Here is a 19,978-nt window from a genome sequence, read left to right as displayed (position 1 = left end):
TGTTCATATCCGCAAACAATCCCCGCATGGACGAGCAAAAGATCGAGGCGCTGTGGACCCATTTGCACTGGCTCACCGTGCTCGCGGAACAAGGCAGCTACACGGCGGCGGCGGCGCGCCTGAACGTATCGAAAGCGGCGATGAGCCAGCGCATCGCGGAACTGGAGCGGGCGGCGGGGGTACCTCTCGTCACGCGCACGACGCGCAGCGTGCGCTTCACGGAAGCGGGCCGCCGGCTCGTCGACGACACGCGCGCGCAGTACGAGCACATCGCCGCGAGTTTCCTGAGCGTGAAGGAGATGGCGGGCGTGGCGCGCGGCCTGATTCGCGTGACCGCGCCAATGGCGTTTTCGCGGCAACAACTCGTGCCGCGTCTGTCGGGTTTTTTGCATGCGCATCCCGACGTGCGCGTGCAGCTGGAGGCGTCGGACCGGTTGAGCTCCATCGCCACCGAAGGCTTCGATCTCGCGGTGCGGCACAGCGCGCAGGTGCCGGACACGCATGTCGCCTGGAAGCTATGCGACACGCATTCGGTGATCGTCGCGACGCGCGCGTATCTGAAACGGCGCGGCACGCCCGCGACGCCGAACGATCTCGCCACGCACGATTGTCTGGTTTACCCGCGCCCGCAGGCTTCGAGCATCTGGTCATTCGAGCGCAAGGGCGGGCGCAAGAGTTCGTCCGGCCCTTACACGCTCGCCGTGAGCGGCCCGTTCGCCGCGAACAATAGCGAGGTGCTTCGCGATGCCGCGCTCGACGATCTCGGCATTGCGCTATTGCCCGATTTCACCGCGCAGGCCGCCGTGCAGTCGGGCAAGCTCGTGGTGCTGCTGCCGGACTGGCGTCCCGTGGGCGCGTTCGCGGATCAGTTGTTCGTGGTTCGGCCTTATGCGCCGCATGTGCCGCGCGCGGTGGCGTTATTCATCGGATATTTGCGCGAGACGTTTGCGGGCGGCTTTGTGCTCTGAACGCGCGCATCGAAAAAAAACGCGCCCGCTCTTCGAAAAGCGGGCGCGTTCTATTTGAACCGCTTTGCTGCTTAGTGATGCGCGAACGTGGAAGACACGTCGCCGCCAATCGCATTGACACGCGCACCCGATTGCGCCGAACCGTCCGCCGCGCCGCCGAATGCGCTTTGCGCCGTGCCGTTTTGCGCGTCGATGCGCGCCTGCGCTGCCTGAATGTCGGCGGGATACTTCGAGTCGCTGACCATGCCGGGGTTATAGCCGGCCTTTTCGAGTTGCACGATCTGCGCGCGAACTTCGGCGCGCGTCAAAGGCTGATTCGATTGCGCGAACGATGCGACCGGTGCGGCCAATGCGAGAGCAACCGCTGCAATACCGATGAGCTTGTTCATGATGCTTTCCTCCGGACAGAAGTTATCGAGTGGCCGCTGAGCCTGCTGTGTTTGCCTGTTCGCGACCGTTGAACAGAGTTTAGGCAGCACGCGTTCTAGGGTAAATACCTAAACGGCGAAATCACTTTTGGTGAAAACTCGACTAATCGAAGGACGAATGGAGCCGCGCGGAATCGCACGCATCGGCTATAACCAAGACAGGGACGATCGACATGAACGCCTCATAGCACGAACGATCGTTGATTGAAGGGGAACGGCCTTGAAACGCATCCTTGTGATCGGCGCGGGTTTCGCGGGTCTCTGGAGCGCGCTGTCCGCGGCGCGCAAGCTGGACGAACTTCATCGCACGGACGAAGCCGAAGTGGCCATCGTCAATCCGGCGCCTTATCACAGCGTGCGCGTGCGCAACTACGAGCAGCCGCTCGACCCCACGCTCGTGCAACTCGACACCGTGCTCGGTCCCGCAGGCGTGCGGCTGATTCAGGCGAAGGCGACGGACATCGACAGCACGGCGCGCCGCGTCAGCATCGCGCACGATGGGTCGACTAAAACGCTCGACTACGATCGGCTGATTCTCGCGGCCGGCAGCGTGTTGGTCCGTCCGCCGATTCCCGGTCTCGAGCGCTTTTCCTTCGATGTCGATACCTACGCCGGCGCGTGCAAGCTACAGGCGCATCTGCTGACCTTGCCCGCGCTGCCCGACACGCCCGGACGCTACACGGCGGTCGTGATCGGCGCGGGGCTCACGGGCATCGAGCTTGCAGCGGAGTTGCCGGCGCGTCTGCGCGAGATCGTCGCGGACTGCGATCGCGGCAAGGTGCGCGTGGTGCTCGCGGATCGTTCGACGACGATCGCGCAATCGATGGGCGGCGCGCAACAGGTCATCGAAAACGCACTAACGTCGCTCGCGGTCGAAATGCGGCCCGGCGTGTCGCTGGCCTCGCTCGACGCCCAGAGCGTGACGCTCGCGCATGGCGATGAAACCGAGCGCATCGAGGCGGCGACGGTCGTGTGGTGCGGCGGCATGCATGCGAACGCGCTGGCGGCGCAACTGCCGGTCACGCTCGATCCGCTCGGCCGCGTGCCCGTCGATGCGTTTCTGCGCGCCGAAGGCGTGCCGGGCGTGTTCGCGGCGGGCGATTGCGCGCGCATCCTGATCGACGGCACGCGGCCATCGGTCATGTCATGCCAGCACGGCCGGCCGATGGGACGCTACGCGGGCAACAACGCCGTATCCGATCTGTTCGGCGACGAGATGCTGCCGCTGTCGATCGACTGGTACACGACCATTTGCGATCTCGGCCCGTGGGGTGCGGTGTACACGGAGGGATGGGACAGAAGGCTCGTCTCGGAGGGCGAGACGGCAAAGGCGACCAAGCGCACGATCAACGGCGAGCGCATCTATCCGCCGAAAACGGGCTTGCGTGAGGATATATTTCGCGCGGCGGCGCCTGTCGTGCAGACGCCGCCATCAACTCAGCGCTTGGACAAGCGCTAGAAAATCAGGCCTTCTCGACCGACGCCTCGTAAATCTCGTTGATCGACTCTTCGAGCGTCTTGTCGAACTCGCTGTCGCTCATCGGCTTCTTCAGCTCGTTGATGAGCGCGCGCGAGAAGCTCGCGATCATGCCGTGGTTCTGCGCGAGCTTCTTGCACGCGTCGCTGCGCGTATAGCCGCCCGACAGCGCGACAACGCGCACGACACGCGGATGCTCGATCAGCGGACGATAGAAATCCGGCTCGTCGGGGATGGTCAGCTTGATCATCACCTTGCTCGATTCCGGCAGCGCATCGAGACCCTTCAGCAGTTCGTCGCGCAGGATCTTTTCCGCACCCTTCTTGTCCGGGCTCTTGATCGAGACTTCGGGTTCGAGGATCGGCACGAGACCGTGCTTGATGATCTGCGCGCCCACTTCGAACTGCTGCTTCGACACGGCGGCGATACCCTTCTCGTCCGCCTTGTGGATCACCGAGCGCATCTTCGTGCCGAACACGCCGAGCTTCACGGCGCGCGCGAGCAGATCGTCGAGGCCGGGAATCGGCTTCATGATCTGCACGCCGTCGGCTTCCGTTTCCAGGCCCTTGTCGACCTTCAGGAACGGCACGATGCCGCGGTCTTCCCACAGGAACGTGGGCACCGGCTTGCCTTCCGCTTCGCCGTCCATCGTGCGCTCGAACAGGATCGCGCCGATGACCTTCTCGCCCGTGAACGAAGGCGCGGTCATGATGCGCACGCGCATCTCGTGCATCAGCTTGAACATTTCGGCGTCGCCGTTGTAGGCGTCGTCCGGAATTCCGTATTGCCGCAGCGCGCCGGGCGTGGAGCCGCCGCTCTGATCCAGTGCGGCGATGAAACCATTCTTCTCAGCCATCTGCGCGAGCATCTTATCGTTAGCCACGAACATTTCCTCCTCGAAGTTCAATCACCGGGCATGCGCGAAAAGCGCAGTCCGGGCTTATGGTTCAGCTTCCTCAAGTGTAATGGTTTTGATGGGCGCTTCTCTCGTGCAAATCCGCCATTTCCGCGCAAATCGGCCAGGAACGGGACGCGACCGTGCGATCGCGCACGGCCCGGGAGAGAGGAATACTCAGGAAGCGGCTGAATTGAGATCCGCGGTGTCGCCCGAGCGCCAGACGGCATTCATCGCCCGACGCAGCAGCGACGGCGCGCGTTCGAGATGAGCCGCGAGCGGCATTTGCGCATGATCGTTCGATGCCGTGACCACGGCTTCGATTTCGGGCTCGGGCCGGGGCACGGGCGGTGGCGCGAGCTTTTCCAAAGCATCGGCGCAACGCTGATTGAGCACGCGGCGCATCTCGGGGTCGTCGATGAGAGCCTGCGCGGTCGCCATGCCGCGCTCGAACTGCAGCGCATAGGCGACGTCGGTGAAGTCTTCGTAGCGGCCGCTGTCGGCCAGCTCGAACGCCAGCTCGATGGTGCGCCGGCGCTTCCATGCATCGAGATCGTCGTCTTGGCCCGTGCTCACGGATGTCCTCTTCCTGAAGAATGAGGTGCTGACGATGTTAGCCCGCGCCAAACGTTTTGCCGTTGTCGCCTCACAACATGCAGATCAAAGACTCGCGAGAAATCATACAAAAAGCACTTGCCTGAAGCGCCCGATTCGCGATAGTCCTTGCTTGACACCACCCACGCAAGGTATTTAATTCCCTCACCCGCAGCTTTCAAAAGCCACGCGGCGGCCGACATCGCCTGTCTGCGCACTTCAAGCCGTCCCGACGTATTGGTTGTCGTTCGCTCCATGCGGAGCGTGCTGTGCCTCTATCGGAGCCGCGTCATGAACCCGCTTTCAGGAAGTCCGGCACGCGTTGCCGCTCTCGCGCTGTCGTGCGCGCTTGCCTCGTCCATCGCGGCATGCGGCGGCTCGGATTCGAATACCTCCGTGCCCGATTCAATCACGCAGGTCATGAAAAAGCCCATGTATCAGGGCTCGACGTGGGCATTGCGCGTCGTCGACCTGAATTCGGGCGATGTCATCTACGACATGAATTCGAGCGCCCAGGTGTATGTCGCGTCCGTGCGCAAGGTCTTCTCGCTCGGCGCGGCGCTCGACCAGTACGGCGCGCAGTATCAGTTCCAGACGCCGGTTTATCGCACGGGCACGGTCGACGGGAACGGCACGCTCAACGGCAATCTCGTGCTCGTCGCGAGCGGCGACCTTTCGATGGGCGGCCGCACCAACGCCGACGGGACGCTCGCCTGGACCAACTTCGACCACAACGAGGCGAACAATCTCGGCAACGCGCAGATCACCACGCCCGATCCGCTCGCGGGCTACAACGCGCTCGCCGCGCAGGTGGCGGCATCGGGCATCAAGGCGGTCAATGGCGAGATCGTGATCGACGACCGTCTCTTCGATCCCTTCAACTTCCGCGACGAGTTCGATCTTCGCTCGATCTTCGTCAACGACGATGTGGTCGACGCGATCATCGGACAGGGCGGCGCGGGCTCGGCGGCGCCGGTGGATTACCGGCCGAGGTCGGCGGCGTTCACGGTTCAGTCCACCCTGATGACGGGCGCGGCTGGCACGCCGGCGAAGATCACGGTCACGCCCACGGACCCGACCTGCTTCGGCACGCTTCCTTGCAGCGGCGCGCTGAGCGGCTCGATTCCGGCGGATTACGTGCCGCCGATCGTGCCGAGCTTCCCGATGATCCGCACGTTCCGCATCACGCAGCCTCAGAACTATGCGCGCACCGTGTTCATCGAGGCGCTCGCGCGCGCCGGCGTGACGGTCACGGCATCGGCCGTCGAGAACAATCCGGTGCAACTGCTGCCCGCGAAGAACTCGTATGCCGCGAACACGCGCGTGGCGCAGCTCACGTCGCAGCCGTACAGCGAATATGCGAAGTGGATTCTTAAGGTCAGCTACAACATCGGCGCGGATACGAGCCTGATGCTGTTCGGCGTCGCGAACAACGGCTCGACCACGCTCGACGGCGCCCTCGCCGCCGAGAACGCGAAGCTCTCGACCTCGCCGTTCAATGTGCCGATGTCACAGACGCATTTCATCGACGGCAGCGGCGGCGGCGAAACCACGGCGACGCCGGTCGCGGTCATCGCGATGCTGCGCGCGATGAACGGCCGTCCGGCCTTCCCCGCCTATGTCGATTCGATGCCGTTCCTGGGCGTCGACGGATCGCTCGCGAGCACGACGAATTTCGAAAGCGATCCGACGCTCGCGGGCGCGAAGGGTCGCGTGTATGCGAAGACGGGAACGTATGTGACGGGCGTCGAGAACCCGGACGGCAGCACCACGAGCACGCTCAAGGGACAGGCGCTCGCGGGCTATATCGATGCGCAGAGCGGCCGCAGGCTCGCCTTCGCGCTGGTGGTGAACAACGTGCCGATCACCGATGTGCCCGACATCATCAACGTCTTCAACGACGAGGGCACGATCGCGGCGAACATCTGGAAGCTGCAGTAGCGTCCGGGATCACCACTCTGTGATGAACGCCAGCACCGCGCGATTGAACGCGCCGGGGCTGGCGACGTTCATGCCGTGCGACGCCCCCGCGATCGTCTGACGCTCGGCGAACTCGATCCACTCTTCCAGCTTCTCGACGTTGTTGCGGAACATGCGCGGGCTCTTCTGGCCGTCGATCAGCAGCGTGCGGCACTTGATGTCGCGCGCCAGCTCGCGCGTGTAAGCGGGCAGCGGATCGCGGAACTGCCGCGGCAGCGTGAGCACGTTGTCGAGCGCCATGCGCCGAAAGCTCTCCGTGCTCTTCTTCCAGAAGCCCGGCATGCTGACCGAATCGACGAACATTTCGAGGCCACGGTCGAACTCGCCCTGCTCGATCAGTTCGGCCACGCGCGCACGCAGCGCGTTGGTCGCGGGCGGCAGCGTCGCGGGCACGGCCTGCGGCGTGGTTTGCAGCGGACCACCGGGATCGGCGAGCGTGAGCGTCTTGACCAGGCGCGGAAACTCGCGCGCCAGATGAAACGCGACGCAGCCGCCGCGCGAATGGCCGACCAGATGCACCGGCGCGAGATCGAGCGCCTCGATGAACGCCGCCATTTCCGCGACGTGCGTCTCCCAGCCGAATTCGCCCTGCACGAAGGCATCGACGGCGGGCCAGTAATGCGACAGGCTCGGCACGATCACGCGGAAATGCTTCGCGAGCGGTAAAACCTGCGCGCTCCAGTAGCGGTAATCGCACAGCGATCCATGCACGAGCACGAGCGGCTCGCCCTCGCCGCACTCGATATACGGCACCGAAACCCCCGATGCGGTCGTCGCGAACGACGGTTCGGGCAGGCCTTGCACAGCGGTGAGGACGGAAAGATCGGTTCGCGCGTTCATGGGATTCGCTCCTTTGATGCGACTATGCGCCGCGCTGCACCAAAAGAAAAACGCATAATTTTGATAGAATCGTTCAGATTTTCTGATAGCGACCACCCGCTCCGACCATGAAAGCGCTCGACCTGGATGTCCTTTCGATGATCATCGCCGTCGCGGACACCGGCAATATCAGCCGGGCGGCGGAACTCGTGCATCGCTCGCAATCGGCGGTGAGCATGCAGATCAAGACGCTGGAAACCGCGCTGGGCAAGGCGCTGTTCGTGCGCAAGCCGCGCAGCGTGGTGCCGACGCAGGACGGCGAAGTGCTGCTGACTTACGCGCGCCGCATGATCGCGCTGCGCGACGAGGCGTGGGCGGCGGTTGTCCGCCCCGATGTGACCGGGCGCGTGGTGATCGGCGTGCCGGACGATTACGCGTCGTCGCTGTTTCCGCCCATCCTCAAGAAATTTTCCGCGACGTATCCGAAGGTCGAGATTCAGGTGGTCGGCCTGCCGAGCCTCGCGCTCGCGCCGATGGTGAAAGACGGCAGCGTCGATCTCGTGTGCGCGACGCGCGTGAAGGGGCTTTCCGGCGACTTCGTGCGCCACGAGCCGATGGTGTGGGCCGCCGCGCCGGGCGACACCGAAATCTGGAAGGAGCGGCCCTTGCCTATCGCCGTGTTCCTGCCGGGCAGCGTCGCGCGCGAGAACGCGATCCGCAGCCTGGAGCACGCGCGCATCGCGTATCGCACGTCCTACGAGAGTCCGAGCCTGCTCGGTCTCCTGACGATGGCCGAAGCCGGTCTCGCCGTCACGCCGCTCGCCCGATGCGCGGTGCCTGCGCATTTCACGCTGCTCGGGCCGGCGCAGGGTTTGCCGGATATCGGCACGCTGGAAGTGGTGCTGGCGAGAAGCGCGGCGTCGAGACGTCCGCCGTGCGACTTTCTCGCCGAGCGCATCATGGCCGACTTGCGGCGCTGATTTCGGCTTCGATCGCGCGCATGCGGCGTGCGGTCCACGCGCGCAGCATGCCGTTCGATGCGACCATCGGCAGCGATGCCGCCATGATGCGATACACGTCGTTGCGCCCGATCTTCGAAATCTCGTGCGGATCGAGCCATGCGTCGTTTCGCGCGAGCAGCACGAGCGTGTCGAGGCCGATCATGATCGGCCACAGACACGCGAGGCGCAGACGGATCGCGCCCGACGGAATCGCGAGCGTGTAATCGACCGCGTCCTGAAACAGCGCGAGCGACACGCGCAGCAATTCGAACAGCACCGGCCGCGCGCGCGCCGAACACTCGGGCTGCAAGAGATCGTGCGGCGTCAGGCCGTGACGCGCGAGCAGCGCCTGCGGCAGATAGCATCGGCCGATGCGCAGATCGCGCGCGCAATCGCGCAGCACGTTCGTCATCTGCAAAGCCTTCCCGAAGCGCACGCCGAGCGCGAGCATCGTCTCGGGCGCGGCCTTCAGCGTGCCGGGCATGTGCGCGTAGGTCATCTTCGTCCAGAATTCGCCGACGCAGCCCGCCACCAGATACGTGTAGCGGTCGAGCTCGCCGAACTCCTGCAACGCGACGATGCTTCCCGAGGTTTCGTCGGGGAAAGTGCGCAGATCGAACTCCATGCCGGTCGTGAGCGTCGTGACGATATCGCGGACGGCGGCCTGATCGTCGCGGCTCAGTTGCGGCAGGATCGCGAGCGCGGCGCCGAGCGATTCGAGCAGCGCGCGTTCATCGGGTTGCGCCTGCTGTCCCGCGACTTCGCCCGATATGCGCGCGAGCGCGCCTTCGTCCGGCGCGCCGTTGACTTGCGCGCGCAGCGAGAGCAGCAGCTCGAGACGGCGTTGCGGCGAGATCAGCGAGGTATCGGCAATGGTGTCCGCCGCGCGCGCGAGCAGATAGGCGAGCCCGATGGGATCGCGCATCGTGGTCGGCAGAATGCGCAGCGTGAGATAGAACGACCGCGACACGCTCTTGAGAAGCGGGCCCAGCAGAAAGGCCCGGGGCGAATTGTTCATGACCTGGATGGATGGATCGGCAGATGCGCGATGATCGCGCGCCGCCGCATTGTATCCGTCCGCGTGAAGTCACGAACTCACCGCGTGCATCGGCCTAATGATGACGCGCGTGCTTCGGATGACGATTCGGCCGAGGCTCCGTATGCAGCACGACGCGCTCGGGCGCGTTCGATACCTCGGCCTGCGTGACGGATTGCTCGACCGATCGACCAAGCGGTTCGAGCATCACCTGCGCGCTTCCCGCTCGCAGCAGGCCGAGTTCGCTTGCCGCGGCGAACGACAGATCGATCACACGGCCTCTGGTAAAGGGACCGCGATCGTTGATCCGCACGACGACCGAGCGCGTTTTCGCGAGATTGCTGACGCGCACATACGACCCGAGCGGGAACGTGCGATGCGCGGCCGTAAGCGCCTGCATGTCGTAACGTTCGCCGCTTGCGGTGCGACGCCCCTGAAACTTCTTGCCGTAGTATGACGCCCAGCCGATTTCCGGCGCGACAGTCGCTCTCGCATCGTGATACTCGAGCGAATCGGCGTTCAGCGTGACGCTCTCGCCGCCCTGCGTCGAATCCTTGGCGCGCAGACCTTCCGTGAAAGCTGGCGGTGCGCCCGCGTCGTCTTCCTTCGACGGCGCGCGCGAGTCATTGGCGCAAGCGCTCAACGCGACGCACGCAGCGGAGGCGGCAGCGACCGCGACTGCGGCCGAGCGCCAGCGCATGATGAATCCGTTGTCCTGCATGAGCGAGCTTCTCCATGAAATGCCGACACAACCGGTTCGGCTCGCTCACAACGCCTACTTGTCGTCAAAGTTGACGAACGCCCCTTAAATATGACCCATCTTTACAGATGCGGCCTCACATCACATCGACGCCACTTCCGGCTGAGCCTTCTGCGCGGCGATCAGATCCGGCATCAGCGCCCAGACTTCCGCGCGCAGATATTCCTCGAACTGCTCGCGCACCTCAGGATGCTGGAGCGCGAACTGCACCGTCGCCTTCAGATAGCCGAGCTTGCTGCCGCAGTCGAAGCGCGTGCCGAAGTAGCGATAGCCCAGCACCTGCTCGACCGCGAGCAGCGAGCCGATCGCATCGGTCAGCTGGATTTCGCCGCCGACATTCGGCTTCGTCCTGCGCAGATGCTCGAAGATGCTCGGCATCAGCACATAACGGCCGACGACGCCCAGATTCGAAGGCGCGAGCGCTGGCTGCGGCTTCTCGACGATGCCCGACATCTTGATGACATCCTCTTCCCACTCGCGCCCTTCGATCACGCCATAAGAGGCGCTGTCCTCGCGTGCGATGCGCTCCACGCCGATCACCGAGCTGTGATAGTGATCGAAGACTTCGACGAGCTGCTTCATGACGGGCTGCGCGCCATGCAACAGATCGTCCGCGAGAATCACGGCGAACGGCTGGCCGCCGACGAGGCGTTCCGCGCACAGCACCGCATGACCGAGACCGAGCGCTTCGGGCTGGCGCACATAGAAGCAATCGACGTTCGCGGGCTTGATCTTGCGCACCACGTCGAGCAACGCGGTCTTGTTGCGCGCTTCGAGTTCCACTTCCAGTTCGTAGGACTTGTCGAAGTGATCTTCGATCGCACGCTTGCCGCGCCCGGTGACGAAGATCATCTCCGTCATGCCCGCCGCGATGGCTTCCTCCACCGCGTATTGAATGAGCGGCTTGTCGACCACTGGCAGCATTTCCTTCGGGCTTGCCTTGGTCGCGGGTAAAAAGCGTGTGCCGAGACCCGCGACTGGAAACACCGCCTTGGTCACCTTAAGCATGACTGCTCCCTCCAGATCTGAACCGGTAATTTGGGTTGTGGAAACCGGCGCTGCTGTTCTGATTGCCGGTCGATTCGATTGCGTGACCTACTCGGCTTCTTCCATTCTTGGCGAGGCCATGCGATTCGGGCCGCGCGCGCGCAAGGGGCTCAGGGGGTCGTTGCGCAGCGCATCGCGATAAGCAGAAGCGGCCACGAGAACAAGCAGTACAGCCAGACCGGCGATTGCATGCATATCCATGATTCACATCCATTCGTCGTTGAGTTGGAATCAAAGTAGCAGAAAAAAATCGATAAATAATGCGCGTCTAAATCGCGAATTTTTTAGTTAGGCGATGGAAAAAGCGTGCTCTAAGATGGGCTCATCCCACTTTCCGGACCTGCATTCCGATGAGCGATTCTTCCGTATTCGCGGCTTCCTCCGTGCATCAATCCAGCGCAGTCGTCGATGACAAGGATGTGGCGATCAACGCGTGGCGTGGCATAGCGGCGTTGCTCGTCGCATATTTTCATTGCCGGCAAGTGACGTGGATCGGCATGCAGCAGTTTCATCGCATGTCGCCCACGCTGGATGCGAATACGATCATCAGTTATCTGACGTTTCCCATCGCGTGGGGCTCGGCCGGCGTGCCGATATTCTTCGTCATCAGCGGCTATTGCATTCATCGTGCGATGGCGCGCAAGCTGATCGCAGATCCTTTAGCGCCGCTCGATGCAGGCAATTTTATTCTGCGACGCTTTGCACGCATCTATCCCGTGTTGCTTGCAGCGTTATTGCTGACGCTCGCGCTGGATTCACTGAGCAGCACGTTCGTGCCGGTCAGCCACAAGATCAATCCTTTCGATCCGCACGCTTTCATCGTCAATCTGTTTTCACTGCAAGGCATCGCAGGCAAGACCTTCGGCTCGAATGGCGCGCTCTGGACCCTTTCGATCGAAGTACAGTTCTATCTCGTCTATCCGCTGCTGATCGCGCTGCGGCGTCGCATTGGAATGCGTGGCGTGCTGGTTTGCGTGGGGCTGGTGAATATCGTGTCCGCGTTGCTGTTGGAACGGCATCAAATCGTCGTGTTCACGTCATATTGGTTCGCGTGGACTATCGGCGCGTGGATTGCCGAAGCGAAAGCTCAAGGCATTCACGCACGGCCTCGCATGGGCCTGATCGCAGCGGGAATCGCGCTCGCCGGATGCGCCGCGTTCAGCGCCGCGCAATTTGCGGCGTTTCAACTCTGGGCCATCGCGTTCGCGGTCTATCTGTTCTCCGCGCTCGACACGCCGTTGCGCGATTCATTCGCCGTGCGCGGGCTGTCGTGGATCGGCGAATTCAGTTTCTCGCTCTATGTCGTGCATTTGCCGATCTTCGTGCTGCTCGGATCGGTCTTGTTCCGCTCGGCCTTGCAAACGCAAATCTGGGCTTCGTTTGGTTTTACGGCCGTGGCGGTCGCGGTGGCGTTCGGCTTTTACTTCATGGTCGAACGCCCCGCAATGCGCTGGTCCGCAGCGCTCAAGCGTTCGCGGCGCTGAGCGCTCGCGGCGATCAGCGCTTGCGCGCCCGACCCGCCACGTCGTTCAGGATCTTCTCCACGCTTTCCACATAGCGTTGCGTACCGAAGCGGCTCGTCGCATTGACATAGCCTTGCTCGACGAGCCGCTCCCGCAACGGCTCGTTGCTCTTCAACCGTTCGAGAATGCGCGCGAGTTCAGCCGCGTCGCCCGGCGAGCAGAGAATACCGTTCTCGCCATCGTCGACGATATCCATCACGCCGCCCGCGCGTGTCGCGACAACTGGCCGCTTCGACAACATGCCTTCGATGATCACGCGCCCGAACGGCTCCGGCATGATCGACGTATGCGTGACCACATCGACTGCTTTCATGCACGCGGCGATATCGTTCTGAAAGCCCAGGAAATGCACGCGCTCCGCAAGCCCGTGCTCCAGCACGTACGCACGCAATTCCGCCTCGTACTCATCCTCGCCGAAGAGCGCCGCGCCGACGAACACCGCGTGCATCTCCTGACACTCGCGCAGCGCTTCGAGCAGCACATGCTGCCCCTTCCATCGCGCGAGCCGGCTGAAACAGCCGACGACGAACGCATCTTGCGGCAAGCCGAAACGCGCGCGAAACTCATGCTGCGCGACCGATTCCAGTTCCGTGAACGGCTCCGACGAAATGCCGTTGAACACCACGTCGAGCCGCTCCTCGCGCAGACGCGTGAGCGCGGTGACCGCCGCCGCCGATGCGGTCGAATTGGCGATCACGTGTTCGAGCATGAGCTTCGTGCACCACTTGATGATGGCAAGCTGCGTGCGCCCGAAATGTTCCTCGCTGACGATATCGCGCAAATGCCACACCACCGGTCTGCGCGCGATGAGACCGGCGATCGCGCCGATGACCATCGCGCGTTGCGTGTTCACATAGATCACGTCCGCATTACGCGATTTATCCAGCGTGCCGCGCAAGAGCCTGAGCACGCCGCGCAGCATGCCGGCGCCAGGACGCGTCTTGCCGTCCTTGCGCAGATCGCCGAGCGATTTGCCGTCGAGCACGTCGACCTTCACGCCGACCGCCTCCAGCGCGATGCGAAAAGGTCCGTCGTCGAAGAGCACGGTCTGCACGTCGCCGCGCATGTTCTTCACCACTTCGAGCATCGAGAGCTCCGCGCCGCCGAGCGCACCGCTCTGATCGACGGCCAGTACGCGCAGATCGCTCAACGGTGCTTCATTTTCAGGCGCTTTCTCTTCGACCGGCGGCGGTGGCAGCACGAACTGCGGCGCGATGCGCGCGATGTGCGCCAGCAAGCCCTCGCGAAAGCGCTCGTTGGAAAAGCGTTCGGCATTGCTGCGGCAATCGGCGGCATCAAAGGTGAAGAGACCGCTTTCGAAGGCCACCACCGCATCGATGATCGCGTCGGGCGTTTGCGTCTGGAAGAACATGCCGGTGGGTTGCGGGCCCCATGCGTCGCGCACCGTTTCCAGCGCCCCGCCCTTGCCGAATGCGATCACGGGCGTTCCGCATGCCTGCGCCTCCACGACCGAGATGCCGAAATCCTCTTCCGCCGCGAACACGAAAGCCTTCGCGCGGCGCATGTTGTCGTGCAAGACGGCGAACGGCTGATAACCCATGATCTCGACGTTCGGCGTCGCCTTCGCGCGAATCCTGTTCATGTCGGGACCATCGCCGATCACGACGAGCTTGCGCTCCGGCATGCGCGCGAACGCCTCCACGATCACGTCGATCTTCTTGTACGGCACCATGCGCGATGCCGTCAGATAGAAGTCTTCCTTCTGCGCGCAGGGATCGAATGAATCGACATCGACGGGCGGAAAGATCACCTTCGACGATCGCCTGTACACCTTGTGAATGCGCCGCGCGATGAACTCCGAATTGGCGATGAAATGGTTCACCGAGTTCGACGTGCGGATATCCCAGTTGCGCACGTAATGCAGAATAAGCCGCGCGAACAGCGATTTCACGCCAGCGGTGAGATTCGATTGCTGAAGATACTGATGCTGCAAATCCCATGCGTAACGTATCGGCGAATGCACGTAGCTCACGTGAACCTGATCGGGCCCGGTCAGCACGCCCTTGGCGACCGCGTGACTACTGGATATAACGAGGTCATAAGCGGAAAGATCGAGTTGTTCGATCGCAAGCGGCATCAGCGGCAGGTATGCGCGATAGCGCTTCTTCGCGAACGGCAGTTTTTGAATGAACGATGTCGTCGCGCGCTTGCCGCGCAGGAACGATCGATCCTCCAGAAAATCCACGACGCTGAAAATATCCGCATCCGGAAAGCACGCGATGATCTGCTCCAGCACGCGCTCCGCGCCTGCGTAGGTCACGAGCCAGTCGTGCACGATCGCGACGCGCGGCGCGCCGCCCGCGACCTTCGCGCTGTGCTCGCGGCGCACCGCGGGCGTGTCCTCGTGCAGAAAGTGACGAGTCTTTGCGCCTCCGGCGAGCGCGTCTTCGAATTCCATTTTCATGCGTCACTCCCCGCCTTCAAAGATGAATTGGTGCGTCCGATGAGTTTTTGTGTGAACGCCGAGGCCAGCGCGCGCAACGCAGGGCGCGTCAACACAGACCATCCTGCGTTGGCGAGCGCGAGCAGCAGCGCCGCCGCTATCGCCTGAAGCGGATGCGTCATCGAGTCGATGAACTCAGCGAGCACGAGCCCCGCGACGAGAAACGCGAGATGCGCGAGCATGTCGAGCGCGATCGGCTTCGCCCGCACACGCGACATCCAGAGCAGCACCGCGTAATCCGCGAGCGAGCGCAGCGCGACCACGCTCGCCGCGCCCACCGGTCCGAAGCGCTCGATGCCGAACCACAACAGCGCGACGAAGAACGGCAACTGGACGAGGCTCGCGCACGCCGCCACCGCCGGATTGATTTGCGATTGAATCAGGATTCGCATGACGCTCGCCTGTCCGACAAGCCACACGGCGACCACCAGAATGCGGCCGACGGGCGCGCTCGCGATAGCAAGGTCGGCGCCGATCCACACATGCAGGAACGGTTCGAGCACGAGCATCGCGAAGAGCGCGAACGGCGTGAATACGCCATTGAGAAATTCGAGCGAAGTCGTCGCCATGCCGTTCGCATTGCTGCGATCGATCGAGGAAAGGCGCGGGAACAGCGTGCGCACCATGGCATTCGGCAGCATGTTCAGGCGCGTGACGAGGTTCTGCGGCACCGTGTAATAGGTGACGAAACGCGCGCCCAGATGCGCGCCGAGCAGCACGCGATCGAGCGAATCGGTGAGCATCGTCGTGATGGACGACACGAGCATCCAGCCGCCGAAGCGGAACAGCCCGCCCGCGACACTTCGTCTTGGCCAGTCGATGCGGCTAATCCCGAGCAGCCTGAAGCTCGCCTTCGCGAGCAGCAGCGCCGCGATCAACCGCGCGAGCACGGCGGCCGCGATCACCGTTTGCAGGTTCGGCGCGATGAACCACGCGGCGCCCAGCGGTAGCAACTGAAAGAGGAACGTGCCGAAGGTCTGGTTCGCGTTGTAGACGCCGAAGCGCTCCATCGCGTTGATCGCGCCCGCGAAGACCCACGAGACATTCGCGAGCGGAATCGCCATCGCGAGCCACGGCAATGCGCGATAAACCTCGTGCTGCAGGGCAGGCGCCGAATGAGCGACATAAGCGGTATAGAGAAACGCGCCGAAGTAGATCGCCAGTCCGCCGATCACACCCGTCGCGAAGTTGAGCCATACGGCGCTCCAGAACACGCGCGTGCGTTGCGCGATATCGCCCGCCGCGTGGGCCTTCGCGATCTGATGTTGCGCGGCCATGCTCATGCCGAGATCGAGAATGCTGAAATAGCCGATGAGCGTCCACACGAGACTGACGACGCCGTAACGCTCCACGCCCACGAGCCGGATATACGCGGGCACCGTCGCGAGCGAAACGAAAGTCGGCAGGATCAACCCGACGAAGTTGATCGCGACGTTTCTGACCATGCTCTTTTCCATCGGCTTTCCTCGCGCACTCAGCTCTTCGGCGTCCATCGGTACATCATTACCTTGCCGCGCGCGTCTTCCTCGACGAACACGAGATACTCGCCATTACCGCGCCGATGCGCGCTCACGCCGTTGGGCACATCGACCCATCCGGACGCGTGACCCACCTCCGGCCCCGGCCTGATGACGCCGACTTCGCGGCCCGAGTCCTTGTCGTACACATGCACGTCGCCGACCGGTTCGACAGCGAACACGTATTGCCCTTCCACCGTCACGCCGATGATCGTCGAGAGCGGCCTGGCTTGCGTGTCCCACGGCAGATCGATCGAATAGCGCGCGGCCGGGCCGCTGGACCAGTGGTCGTAGCGCACCAGACGGCGGCCGACTTCCTTCCAGTAGCGTGAATCGAAGGGCTCGTCGGACGTGTAGCCCGTCACGTACATCGTGTCCGAAGGCGCGTCGTACACGGCGCGGCGCAGTTCGGTGAACGGCGCGGGCACGGCGTAGGTCTGGATGTCCGCGTAGTCGTAGATGGGATTGCCTTGTTTGTCGAGACCGCCATAACGCAAGCGATGAATGCCTCTCACGTCGCTCGTGCGCCAGATGTCGCCTCTGGCATCGACCCACCATCCCCAGCCACCGGCCAGACGCGCCTTGCCCTGATTGCGCCGAAACTCGTTCGTATCGAAGCGTCCGTCGCCGTTCGAATCGCGCCAGATCCATTCGCCGCCTTCGGGCCGGTTCGGCACGTTGCGCACGGGACGCGCGCGGCCCGCGATGAATCCCGATGGAATCGCCAGCTCGCCGTCGCGTTTTTCGTCGAAGCGATAGATCTTCAGGTGATCTGCGTACATGTCGGTGAGATACAGAAACGTGCGGCCTTCGAGCCGGCGCGCGATGGGCAGCCCCGGCCATTGATCGACGTGAAAGACCGGGTCGTCGGGATATTTGAAACGGCCCGACAGAAAGCCCGCGTATTTCCATTCCTGTCCGGCAGGCTTCGATAAATCCAGCTCGAAGCGCTTGTTGCCCGTGTACACGCTGTCGGGTCTGCCGGGATCGATCCACGCACCGTCCACGAACAGCAGTCCTTGCACTTGCCAGCGCAGCGCGCCGTTCGGCGCATAGCTTTCAAGCGTCGCGCCGAGTCCCGCGCCGATCGGACCGTCGTGCACGCCGACACCGTTGGTCGACACATAGACATTGCCCGATGCGTCCACGCCCACGCCAGTCAGGCCGTTGAAGCGCCTCGGCCCCGGCTTGCCCGCGACGCCCGCGAAAATGCCGCCGCGCTCGCCGAGCGCGCCCGACTCGCGAAACGCCTTGCCTTGCTTCGTAAAGAAGATGACTTGCTGGCGCGGACCGTTATCCGCGATCAGCAAACGCCCTTGCTGGTCCAGCGCGATATCGGCTGCGATGTTGTCGGCCGGCAAACGCGGCGCATCGTCGATGAGCGCGCCCGAGGCCGCGTAATGCGCGATGCGCGGATGCTCGCCCAGACTTTCGACGATCGCCCACAACGAGCCATCCGGTGCGAGCGCGATGCGCCCGGGTTGCGGCGCGCTCCATTGCCCATTCTTTTGCATCGACTGCGCGTTGTAGCTTTCAATGCGATCCTGCGCCGTGTTCGCGACATATAACGACGCGTCGCTCGCAGCCAGCCCGCCTATGTCTTGCCGCGCATCGTCGGGCGTGTCGTTGACCGTCAGAAAACTGCGCGCGAGCATCGCGCGCGGGTCCTTGTCGCTTGCGAGCGTCTTTGTCATACCGCCGCCATCGAACGGAACGGCCCGCTGCACGTTGCCGATCTCGCGCCGCGACACGCCGCTCCAGTAGCGTCCCTTGGATGGCCAGACGCCTTCCTTCACGAGCCGGCCCTTCTCATTGCCGACGCCGACCGCGACGAACACGTAACGCGAATTCACCGCGACCGCGTTGCCGCCCGCCGCGCCCCATCCATGCGTGCCGCCCGCCACGCCGAGCACTTTGCCATCGCGATACACGCTCGCTTCCGCGCCGCTCTCGTCCCACGGCGCGTTCGTGAAGACGCGGCCATCGGGCGCGACCGCGATCGCGGTGATGTTGATCTGCGTCCACGCGCCGTCGCCGAAACCGGACGTGTTGCCGATCCATGACGTCTTCGCATCGAGCACGGGTGCGGCCTTTGCATACGACACGACGAGCGCGCAGGCCATGCACACGCTCAGGCATGCCGATCTCAACGACAGAGTGCGCCGCAAATTATTCTCCCAAGCGCCGCCTTCGGCAGCCAAGTCCCGACGCTTCGGAGGTTAGGGTTCAATTAAAGCTAAAAAAACGAAAATTAATCCGCCGGTTTTCCCGGTGCGCTCAAGACAACTTTTCAAGCGGGGAAATTAAAAAATGGCGATGTCACTTTAAAAAATCGGCGTCGCTCGCGCTGAAACAACGTGGATATTTTTCCGTTTTCTTTTCCCTAGAATCGCCTCACGACATCACCGACGAGGTACAAACTCATGGCCACGCAGCTCAAAGCGATCATCACAGGCGTATCGGGACAAGACGGCGCGTATCTCGCCAAGCTGTTGCTCGACAAAGGGTATGAAGTGGTCGGCACGTACCGGCGCACGAGTTCGGTGAACTTCTGGCGCATCGCCGAACTGGGCATCGACCGTCATCCGAAGCTCCGGCTCGTGGAACACGATCTGACCGACCTCGGCTCGAATCTGCGGCTGCTCGAAACCGCCCAGGCGAGCGAGCTGTATAACCTCGCCGCGCAAAGCTTCGTCGGCGTGTCGTTCGATCAGCCTTCGACCACGGCCGGCGTCACCGGTCTCGGTGCGCTCAACCTGCTCGAAGCGATCCGCGTGATCGATCCGACCATGCGCTTTTACCAGGCGTCCACGTCGGAAATGTTCGGCAAGGTGCAGGCGATTCCGCAAAGCGAGGAAACGCCGTTCTATCCGCGCAGTCCGTATGGGGTCGCCAAGCTGTTCGCGCACTGGACGACGATCAATTACCGTGAGTCGTACAACATCTTCGGCTGCAGCGGCATTCTGTTCAATCATGAATCGCCGCTGCGTGGCCGCGAATTCGTCACGCGCAAGATCACGGACACCGTCGCGAAGATTCGTCTCGGCGAGGAAGAGCTGCTCGAACTCGGCAATCTCGATGCGAAGCGCGACTGGGGCTTCGCGGCCGAATACGTGGAAGGCATGTGGCGCATGCTGCAGGCGAGCGAGCCGGATACCTACGTGCTCGCAACGAACCGCACCGAAACCGTGCGCGATTTCGTGCGCATGGCCTTCAGCGCGGCGGGCTATCAGATCGAATGGACGGGCAAGGGCGAGCGCGAACGCGGCATCGACGTCGCGACGGGCCGCACGCTCGTTCGCGTGAACCCGAAGTTCTATCGCCCGGCGGAAGTCGATCTGCTGATCGGCAGCGCGGAGAAGGCGCGCGAGAAGCTCGGCTGGACGCCGAAAACCACGCTCGAAGAGTTGTGCACGATGATGGTCGAAGCCGACATCAAGCGCAACGAACTGCAGCCGACATTCTAGGC

General features: G+C 63.2%; 17 protein-coding genes. 6 read left to right on the top strand and 11 right to left on the bottom strand.

Going from position 1 to position 19,978, the window contains the following annotated elements:
* Window positions 1–26: 26 nt before the first annotated feature.
* Complete coding sequence (locus AWB79_RS09110) at window positions 27–968, top strand: LysR family transcriptional regulator (protein WP_061167087.1); 942 nt, start codon at window positions 27–29, stop codon at window positions 966–968.
* 71 nt (window positions 969–1,039) lie between these two features.
* On the opposite strand, the gene AWB79_RS09105 is transcribed toward AWB79_RS09110, so the two are convergent.
* Window positions 1,040–1,357 (bottom strand): DUF4148 domain-containing protein, encoded by a 318-nt coding sequence (locus AWB79_RS09105; RefSeq protein WP_061167086.1) that lies wholly within the window; start codon window positions 1,355–1,357, stop codon window positions 1,040–1,042.
* Between the two features lie 259 nt (window positions 1,358–1,616).
* On the opposite strand from AWB79_RS09105, the gene AWB79_RS09100 reads away from it, so the two are divergent.
* On the top strand, window positions 1,617–2,855 hold the full coding sequence (locus tag AWB79_RS09100; RefSeq protein WP_061167085.1) for an NAD(P)/FAD-dependent oxidoreductase: 1,239 nt from the start codon (window positions 1,617–1,619) through the stop codon (window positions 2,853–2,855).
* Between the two features lie 4 nt (window positions 2,856–2,859).
* Here AWB79_RS09100 and AWB79_RS09095 read toward each other — a convergent pair whose 3' ends face one another.
* Both AWB79_RS09095 and AWB79_RS09090 read right to left on the bottom strand, forming a co-directional pair.
* Window positions 2,860–3,756: a fructose bisphosphate aldolase gene (locus AWB79_RS09095; protein WP_061167344.1), complete on the bottom strand. Its 897-nt coding sequence runs from the start codon at window positions 3,754–3,756 to the stop codon at window positions 2,860–2,862.
* Between the two features lie 189 nt (window positions 3,757–3,945).
* Window positions 3,946–4,344: a hypothetical protein gene (locus AWB79_RS09090; RefSeq protein ID WP_061167084.1), complete on the bottom strand. Its 399-nt coding sequence runs from the start codon at window positions 4,342–4,344 to the stop codon at window positions 3,946–3,948.
* Between the two features lie 309 nt (window positions 4,345–4,653).
* Here AWB79_RS09090 and AWB79_RS09085 point away from each other — a divergent pair, with 309 nt between their 5' ends.
* Window positions 4,654–6,303: a D-alanyl-D-alanine carboxypeptidase/D-alanyl-D-alanine-endopeptidase gene (locus AWB79_RS09085; protein WP_061167343.1), complete on the top strand. Its 1,650-nt coding sequence runs from the start codon at window positions 4,654–4,656 to the stop codon at window positions 6,301–6,303.
* 9 nt (window positions 6,304–6,312) lie between these two features.
* On the opposite strand, the gene AWB79_RS09080 is transcribed toward AWB79_RS09085, so the two are convergent.
* Entirely contained in the window at window positions 6,313–7,182 is an 870-nt protein-coding gene (locus AWB79_RS09080; RefSeq protein ID WP_061167083.1) for an alpha/beta fold hydrolase, read from the bottom strand.
* 107 nt (window positions 7,183–7,289) lie between these two features.
* Here AWB79_RS09080 and AWB79_RS09075 point away from each other — a divergent pair, with 107 nt between their 5' ends.
* Window positions 7,290–8,141: a LysR substrate-binding domain-containing protein gene (locus AWB79_RS09075; protein ID WP_061167082.1), complete on the top strand. Its 852-nt coding sequence runs from the start codon at window positions 7,290–7,292 to the stop codon at window positions 8,139–8,141.
* On the opposite strand, the gene AWB79_RS09070 is transcribed toward AWB79_RS09075, so the two are convergent.
* The 4 genes from AWB79_RS09070 to AWB79_RS40030 all read right to left on the bottom strand — a co-directional run bounded on the left by AWB79_RS09070 (window position 8,119) and on the right by AWB79_RS40030 (window position 11,206).
* Window positions 8,119–9,180: a phytoene/squalene synthase family protein gene (locus tag AWB79_RS09070; protein WP_061167081.1), complete on the bottom strand. Its 1,062-nt coding sequence runs from the start codon at window positions 9,178–9,180 to the stop codon at window positions 8,119–8,121. The two genes, AWB79_RS09075 and AWB79_RS09070, sit on opposite strands and share 23 nt — an antisense overlap.
* 94 nt (window positions 9,181–9,274) lie before the next feature.
* Window positions 9,275–9,919 (bottom strand): septal ring lytic transglycosylase RlpA family protein, encoded by a 645-nt coding sequence (locus AWB79_RS38870; protein WP_082862305.1) that lies wholly within the window; start codon window positions 9,917–9,919, stop codon window positions 9,275–9,277.
* A 120-nt stretch (window positions 9,920–10,039) separates the two neighbouring features.
* Entirely contained in the window at window positions 10,040–10,966 is a 927-nt protein-coding gene (gene galU / locus AWB79_RS09060; protein WP_074169344.1) for a UTP--glucose-1-phosphate uridylyltransferase GalU, read from the bottom strand.
* A gap of 87 nt (window positions 10,967–11,053) precedes the next feature.
* Window positions 11,054–11,206: a hypothetical protein gene (locus AWB79_RS40030; protein ID WP_198398997.1), complete on the bottom strand. Its 153-nt coding sequence runs from the start codon at window positions 11,204–11,206 to the stop codon at window positions 11,054–11,056.
* Between the two features lie 149 nt (window positions 11,207–11,355).
* Between AWB79_RS40030 and AWB79_RS09050 the strand changes: the two genes are divergently transcribed.
* A complete protein-coding gene (locus AWB79_RS09050) occupies window positions 11,356–12,489 on the top strand; it encodes an acyltransferase family protein (protein ID WP_061167079.1) in 1,134 nt (377 codons plus the stop codon).
* 13 nt (window positions 12,490–12,502) lie between these two features.
* Here the strand turns inward: AWB79_RS09050 and AWB79_RS09045 are convergent, their stop codons facing one another.
* The 3 genes from AWB79_RS09045 to AWB79_RS09035 are packed head-to-tail and all read right to left on the bottom strand — an operon-like array spanning window position 12,503 to window position 18,632.
* Window positions 12,503–14,953 carry a glycosyltransferase family 4 protein gene (locus AWB79_RS09045; RefSeq protein WP_061167078.1) on the bottom strand — a complete coding sequence of 817 codons (2,451 nt, stop codon included), beginning with the start codon at window positions 14,951–14,953 and terminating at the stop codon, window positions 12,503–12,505.
* Window positions 14,950–16,449 (bottom strand): oligosaccharide flippase family protein, encoded by a 1,500-nt coding sequence (locus AWB79_RS09040; protein WP_061167342.1) that lies wholly within the window; start codon window positions 16,447–16,449, stop codon window positions 14,950–14,952. The genes AWB79_RS09045 and AWB79_RS09040 overlap by 4 nt, the downstream gene beginning before the upstream one ends.
* Window positions 16,450–16,466: 17 nt before the next feature.
* Window positions 16,467–18,632, bottom strand: coding sequence for an NHL repeat-containing protein (locus AWB79_RS09035; protein WP_061167077.1), 2,166 nt, complete (start codon window positions 18,630–18,632; stop codon window positions 16,467–16,469).
* 300 nt (window positions 18,633–18,932) lie between these two features.
* On the opposite strand from AWB79_RS09035, the gene gmd reads away from it, so the two are divergent.
* A complete protein-coding gene (gmd, locus tag AWB79_RS09030; protein ID WP_061167076.1) occupies window positions 18,933–19,976 on the top strand; it encodes a GDP-mannose 4,6-dehydratase in 1,044 nt (347 codons plus the stop codon).
* Window positions 19,977–19,978: the final 2 nt, after the last annotated feature.

This window comes from Caballeronia hypogeia (genome assembly GCF_001544875.2).
GTDB classification, from domain to species: Bacteria; Pseudomonadota; Gammaproteobacteria; order Burkholderiales; family Burkholderiaceae; genus Caballeronia; species Caballeronia hypogeia.
The sequence above is the reverse complement of the archived record's forward strand: the minus strand, read 5'-3'. Positions and strand labels throughout refer to the sequence as shown.